Annotated in this window: 6 protein-coding genes; 4 read left to right on the top strand and 2 right to left on the bottom strand. The window is 62.5% G+C overall.

The window, feature by feature from the left end; translation table 11 throughout:
* Nucleotides 1-62: 62 nt before the first annotated feature.
* A complete protein-coding gene (guaB, locus tag AC1DT3_RS10605; protein ID WP_477465220.1) occupies nt 63-1,556 on the top strand; it encodes an IMP dehydrogenase in 1,494 nt (497 codons plus the stop codon).
* Between the two features lie 4 nt (nt 1,557-1,560).
* The gene (locus tag AC1DT3_RS10600; protein WP_477465219.1) at nt 1,561-1,992 is read left to right on the top strand and encodes an MAPEG family protein; all 432 of its coding nucleotides are present in this window, start codon (nt 1,561-1,563) and stop codon (nt 1,990-1,992) included.
* A gap of 62 nt (nt 1,993-2,054) precedes the next feature.
* Here AC1DT3_RS10600 and AC1DT3_RS10595 read toward each other — a convergent pair whose 3' ends face one another.
* Nucleotides 2,055-2,207: a hypothetical protein gene (locus tag AC1DT3_RS10595; RefSeq protein WP_477465218.1), complete on the bottom strand. Its 153-nt coding sequence runs from the start codon at nt 2,205-2,207 to the stop codon at nt 2,055-2,057.
* A 123-nt stretch (nt 2,208-2,330) separates the two neighbouring features.
* Here AC1DT3_RS10595 and AC1DT3_RS10590 point away from each other — a divergent pair, with 123 nt between their 5' ends.
* Together AC1DT3_RS10590 and guaA are read left to right on the top strand one after the other, a co-directional pair.
* Complete coding sequence (locus AC1DT3_RS10590; RefSeq protein WP_477465217.1) at nt 2,331-3,626, top strand: RsmB/NOP family class I SAM-dependent RNA methyltransferase; 1,296 nt, start codon at nt 2,331-2,333, stop codon at nt 3,624-3,626.
* Nucleotides 3,627-3,703: 77 nt separating this feature from the next.
* Nucleotides 3,704-5,260: a glutamine-hydrolyzing GMP synthase gene (gene guaA, locus AC1DT3_RS10585; RefSeq protein WP_477465216.1), complete on the top strand. Its 1,557-nt coding sequence runs from the start codon at nt 3,704-3,706 to the stop codon at nt 5,258-5,260.
* Between the two features lie 81 nt (nt 5,261-5,341).
* On the opposite strand, the gene AC1DT3_RS10580 is transcribed toward guaA, so the two are convergent.
* A complete protein-coding gene (locus tag AC1DT3_RS10580) occupies nt 5,342-5,815 on the bottom strand; it encodes a VOC family protein (protein WP_477465215.1) in 474 nt (157 codons plus the stop codon).
* Between the last annotated feature and the right edge of the window lie 104 nt (nt 5,816-5,919).

Below are 5,919 nucleotides of genomic sequence, written 5' to 3'. Positions count from 1 at the left end.
TCGTGATACGGACCCTCGCCAACTCATCCAAACGCGCACCGCCCCATTTTCAGGAGTTGGCCATGGCCCGCATCGTCGCCGATCAGCTCATCGAAGGATTGACCTTCGATGACGTTCTCCTCCGACCGGGCCGCTCCGAAGTGCTTCCCGGCGACGTCAACGTCTCGACGCAACTGACCCGCTCGATCCGCCTCAACCTCCCGATCATCGCCTCCGCGATGGATACGGTGACCGAGGCGCGCATGGCGATTGCGATGGCCCAGAACGGCGGCATCGGCGTTATCCACCGGAACCTGGAGCCGGAGGAACAGGCCGAGCAGGTCCGCCTCGTCAAGAAATACGAATCCGGCATGGTGATGAACCCCATCACCATCTTCCCCGACGAGACCCTGGCCGACGCCTTTGCGCTCATGAAGCATCACGGCATCTCGGGCATCCCGGTCGTCGAGCGCGGTCCCAACGGCTCCCGGGGCAAACTGGTCGGCATCCTGACCAACCGCGACGTCAGGTTCGCCAACAACACCGCCCAACCCGTGTCCGAATTGATGACCAAGGATAGGCTCATCACCGTCCGCGAAGGCGTGACCCAGGACGAGGCCAAGCGGCTCCTGCATCAATTCCGCATCGAGAAGCTCCTGGTCGTCGATGATCACTACCGGTGCATCGGTCTGATCACTGTGAAGGACATCGAGAAGCAGGTCGCGCATCCGAACGCTGCCAAGGATGGACAGGGGCGGCTGCGGGTCGCGGCGGCGACGACGACGGGGGAGCAAGGTTTCGAGCGCTCCGAGCGCCTCATCGATGCCGGCTGCGACGTCATCGTGGTCGACACCGCCCATGGCCATTCGGTCCGCGTGCTCGAGAGCGTCACACGCGTCAAGAAGCTCTCCAACGCGGTGCAGGTGATCGCCGGCAACGTGGCGACCCGCGAAGGCGCCAAGGCTCTGATCGATGCAGGCGCGGATGCCATCAAGGTCGGCATCGGGCCGGGCTCCATCTGTACTACCCGGATTGTCGCCGGCGTCGGCGTCCCGCAACTGACCGCCATCATGGAGGCTGTCGAGGCTGCGGCTGAGACCGGAACGCCGGTCATTGCCGACGGTGGAATCAAGGTATCCGGCGATCTCGCTAAGGCCCTCGCAGCGGGAGCGTCGTGCGCCATGGTCGGCTCGCTGCTCGCCGGCACGGACGAAACCCCCGGGGAGGTGTTCCTCTACCAGGGCCGCTCGTACAAGGCCTATCGCGGCATGGGATCGGTCGGCGCCATGGCGCGGGGCTCGGCGGACCGTTACTTCCAGGCCGAGGTCCGCGACACGCTCAAGCTCGTCCCGGAAGGTGTCGAAGGCCAAGTCGCCTACAAGGGTTCGGCTTCAGCCGTTCTGCATCAGCTCGCCGGCGGCCTGCGCGCCGCGATGGGTTATGTGGGCGGAGCCGATCTCGAGGAGTTTCGCGAGAAGGCGCGCTTCGTGCGCATCACCAACGCGGGTCTGCGCGAGAGCCACGTCCACGACGTGACGATCACCYGGGAAAGCCCCAACTACCCGAACCGAGGCTAACTTCATGACCGTGCAAGCCGTCCTCCTTCCCGTCTTCGTCCAGGTTCTGCTGACGTTCGTTGTACTCATGTGGATGGGACGGCTGCGTATCGGCGGCTTGCGGTCTGGCGATGTCCGGATCAAGGACATCGCGCTCGGTGAGCGCAATTGGCCGGCCCAGACCCTTCAAGTGTCGAACACCTACGCCAACCAATTCGAGCTGCCGGTTCTGTTCTACGCGATCGTCGCGTTCGCCTTGATCACCCGAAAGGCCGATCTGCCGTTCGTGATCCTGTCGTGGCTGTTCGTCCTCACACGGATCATCCACGCCTACATCTACACGACGTCCAACAAGATCACCTGGCGTTTCCAGGTCTTCCTAATCGGCGCGCTGATCCTCATGCTCATGTGGATCATCTTCGCGTTGAGAATTCTCTTCGCCGATCTCGCGATCTAGCGGGACGGCGGTTCGCTTACGAACAAGAGCGGAGCGGGCGCCGGCCCGCCCCGCGCTTGCAACTACATTTTCTTGCCGCTTTCGAGCTGCGTCTTGGCGTCGTACGCCTTGCGCGGCGGAGGCGTCAGGTCCGTCGCCGGCGGCGGTGTCGTCGCGCAGGCGGCGATAGCAAGAGTAAGGCCGACAGCAACCATGCGAGCCAGTTTGATCGACATTGAAATGAGCTCCAGAACATCGACGTGCGAAGTGCACGCAGACGCCAGCTTTTGCCACGGATCGGGATGGAAGCTAGGCTATATTGTGTCGATTTGGCGATCCCGTAACAGTGTGACTTTCAGATGACACCCGCCGCGCGTATCTCAGCTGCCATCGACATTCTCGCCGATATCGACACCCGTCGGCGGCCGGCGACGGATGCCCTGAAGGATTGGGGTCTCGCCCACCGCTTCGCTGGTTCGAAGGATCGTGCGGCGATCGCCAGCCTYGTCTACGACGCCCTGCGGCGCAAAGCTTCGGCGGGATATCTGATGGGCGAGAGCACACCGCGCGCGGTGACGATCGGGATGCTCAACCTGCAACGAGGTTTGACCGCGGATGCCATCGCGGGCTTGTTCTCCGGCGAACGTTTCGCGCCAGAGCCTTTGACGGCGGACGAGCGCGCAAAACTCGGCGGAACGTTGGAAAATGCGCCCGCGTTCATTGCGGGCGATTTTCCCGACTGGATCGAACCGTCCCTGCGTCGGCTTTTCGGCGATGATCTCGTTTCCGAAATGCAGGCGCTGACGTCACGCGCGCCGCTCGATTTGCGCGTCAACAGCCTGAAGGTCGGTTCACGGGAGGAAGCGCACGATGCGCTGCCGCATCTGAGTGCCATCGAAACTCCGCTTTCGCCTTACGGCCTGCGGATCCAACCGAGCGAGGATGGTCGCGGTCCGGCGGTTCAATCCGAGCCTGAATTCATCAAGGGATGGATCGAGATCCAGGACGAAGGCTCACAGCTCGTATCGATGCTCTCGTCGGTCAAGCCCGGCGAGCAGGTCGTCGACCTCTGCGCCGGTGGCGGCGGCAAGAGTCTCGCACTCGCCGCCATGATGGACAACCACGGGCAGATCTACGCGACGGATTCGGACGCCAGGAGATTGGCTCCCATTCATGACAGATTGGCGCGCGCCGGTGTTCGCAACGTCCAGGTCCGCACGCCACGGGCGCGGGCCGACGCGGTGCGCGACCTTGATGGCAAGATCGATTGCGTCCTCGTCGATGCGCCGTGCACGGGGATCGGCACCTGGCGCCGCAATCCTGATGCCAAATGGCGTCTGCGGCCGGGAAGTCTCGAAACGCGCGTGAAGGAACAGACCGTGGTGCTCGATCGCGCGCTCGACCTCGTCAAGCCGGGCGGCAGGATCATCTACATCACCTGTTCGCTCCTGCCTGAGGAAAACGACGACGCCATCGCCCATCTTCTCGCCAGGACGGATCGTCTATCGGTCGCGCCGGCACACGACGTGCTGCAGGCGGCGGGCCTCTCGGCTCTTGCCGATTCCGTTCAGTTCACGACGCACGGGCTTCAGTTGACGCCGCGCAAGACCGGCACCGACGCCTTCTACGTCTCCGTCCTCAAAAGAAACCAATGAAGGAACGCTGACGAAACCATGTGAAGTACTGCTTCGCTCCGATCCGCCCTTATTCTCCTCCATCGATTTTTGACCCCATGACCCAGCCCCACGACAAGATCCTCATCGTCGATTTCGGTTCTCAGGTGACTCAGCTCATCGCACGGCGCGTGCGCGAGGAGGGGGTCTATTCGGAAGTCGTTCCGTTCCAGAAGGCAGCGGAAGCATTTCGCGAGATGAGGCCGAAAGGCGTCATCCTATCCGGCAGCCCTGAATCGGTGACGATGGATACATCGCCCCGTGCGCCTCAAGATCTCTTCAGCGCCGGCGTTCCCGTCTTCGGCATCTGCTACGGCCAGCAGGCGATGGCGGCCCAACTCGGTGGCGAAGTGGAGGGCGGCCATCACGCTGAATTCGGGCGAGCCGAAATCGAGATCCGTAAAGACAGCCCGTTGTTCAAGGGCGTGTGGCACAAGGGTGAAAAGTATCCGGTGTGGATGAGCCACGGCGATCGCGTGACCAAACTGCCGGATGGGTTCGAGACGCTCGCCGTCTCGGCCAACGCGCCGTTCGCGATGGTGGCGGACGAGGGCCGCAAGTTCTACGGCGTTCAGTTCCATCCCGAAGTGGTGCATACGCCGCAAGGCGCGCTCCTGATCCGCAACTTCGTGCGCGACATCGCCGGCTGTAAAGGCGACTGGACGATGAGGGCGTTTCGCGACGAGGCCATCGCGCGCATTCGTGCCCAGGTCGGCAAGGGCCGTGTAATCTGCGGTCTCTCAGGTGGCGTCGATTCCGCTGTCGCCGCCGTCTTGATCCACGAAGCGATCGGCGAACAGCTCACGTGCGTCTTCGTCGATCACGGATTGATGCGCGCCAATGAGGCCGAGCAGGTCGTCACGCTGTTCCGTGATTCCTACAACATTCCGCTTGTTCACGTCGAGGCGGACGATCTCTTCCTCGGCGCGCTTGAAGGCGTGTCGGATCCCGAAGTGAAGCGCAAGACCATCGGCAAACTCTTCATCGACGTGTTCGAGGCCGAAGCGAAGAAGATCGGCGGCGCCGACTTTCTGGCGCAGGGCACGCTTTACCCGGACGTGATCGAGAGTGTGTCGTTCACCGGCGGACCTTCGGTGACGATCAAGAGCCACCACAACGTCGGCGGGCTTCCCGAGCGCATGAACATGAAGCTCGTGGAGCCGCTGCGCGAATTGTTCAAGGACGAGGTGAGGGCGCTCGGTCGCGAACTCGGCTTGCCGGAGGCGTTCGTCGGCCGCCATCCGTTCCCCGGACCCGGTCTCGCCATTCGTGTTCCCGGCGAGATCACGCGCGAAAAGCTCGACATCCTGCGCAAGGCCGATCTGGTCTATCTCGACGAGATCCGCAAGGCTGGCCTCTACGACGTGATCTGGCAGGCTTTTGCCGTGTTGCTGCCGGTCAAGACCGTCGGCGTGATGGGCGATGGGCGCACATACGACCACGTCTGCGCGCTCCGCGCCGTGACGTCCGTCGACGGCATGACGGCGGATTTCTATCCCTTCGACATGACGTTCCTCGGCAAGGTCGCGACGCGGATCATCAACGAAGTCAAGGGCATCAACCGCGTCACCTACGACATCACCTCGAAGCCGCCGGGCACGATCGAGTGGGAGTGATTTAGACGCCATCCGAATTCTGCCGAAGGGCCGTAAGCGGGCACCTCCGGCAGCATTGGGCTGCCAATCGCCAATGGGATGTCAACCGCGGCGCGCCGCTTCGATCGCGGCGACGTCGATTTTTTTCATGCTCATCATGGCATCAAAAGCGCGTTTTGCTTCGGCGCCGCCGGCCGCCATCGCGTCGGTCAGAACGCGTGGAGTGATCTGCCAGGAAATCCCCCATCGGTCTTTGCACCAGCCGCACGCGCTCTCCTGGCCGTCGTTGCCGACGATGGCATTCCAGTAGCGGTCCGTTTCCTCTTGATCGTCGGTGGCGATCTGGAACGAGAAGGCTTCGTTGTGCTTGAAGGTCGGCCCCCCGTTCAGACCGATACAAGGAATGCCCGCGACGGTGAATTCGACCGTTATCACGTCGCCCTCTTTGCCGGAGGGATAGTCGCTCGGTGCACGATGCACGGCACTCACCTTGCTGTCGGGAAAGATCTCGGCATAGAAGCGAGCGGCAGCCTCGGCGTCCTTATCGTACCAGAGACAAATCGTATTCTTCGCCATCGCGTGTTCCTTTCCCGTTGAATCCAGCTTTTGATCTTAGTCACAATTCGCCTTTTCCGAAGTAGGGGGCCATCCGCAATTCGCCACCCCGGACGCGTCGGTCT

Source organism: Microvirga sp. P4_G7, from assembly GCF_056401005.1.
The sequence above is the reverse complement of the archived record's forward strand: the minus strand, read 5'-3'. Positions and strand labels throughout refer to the sequence as shown.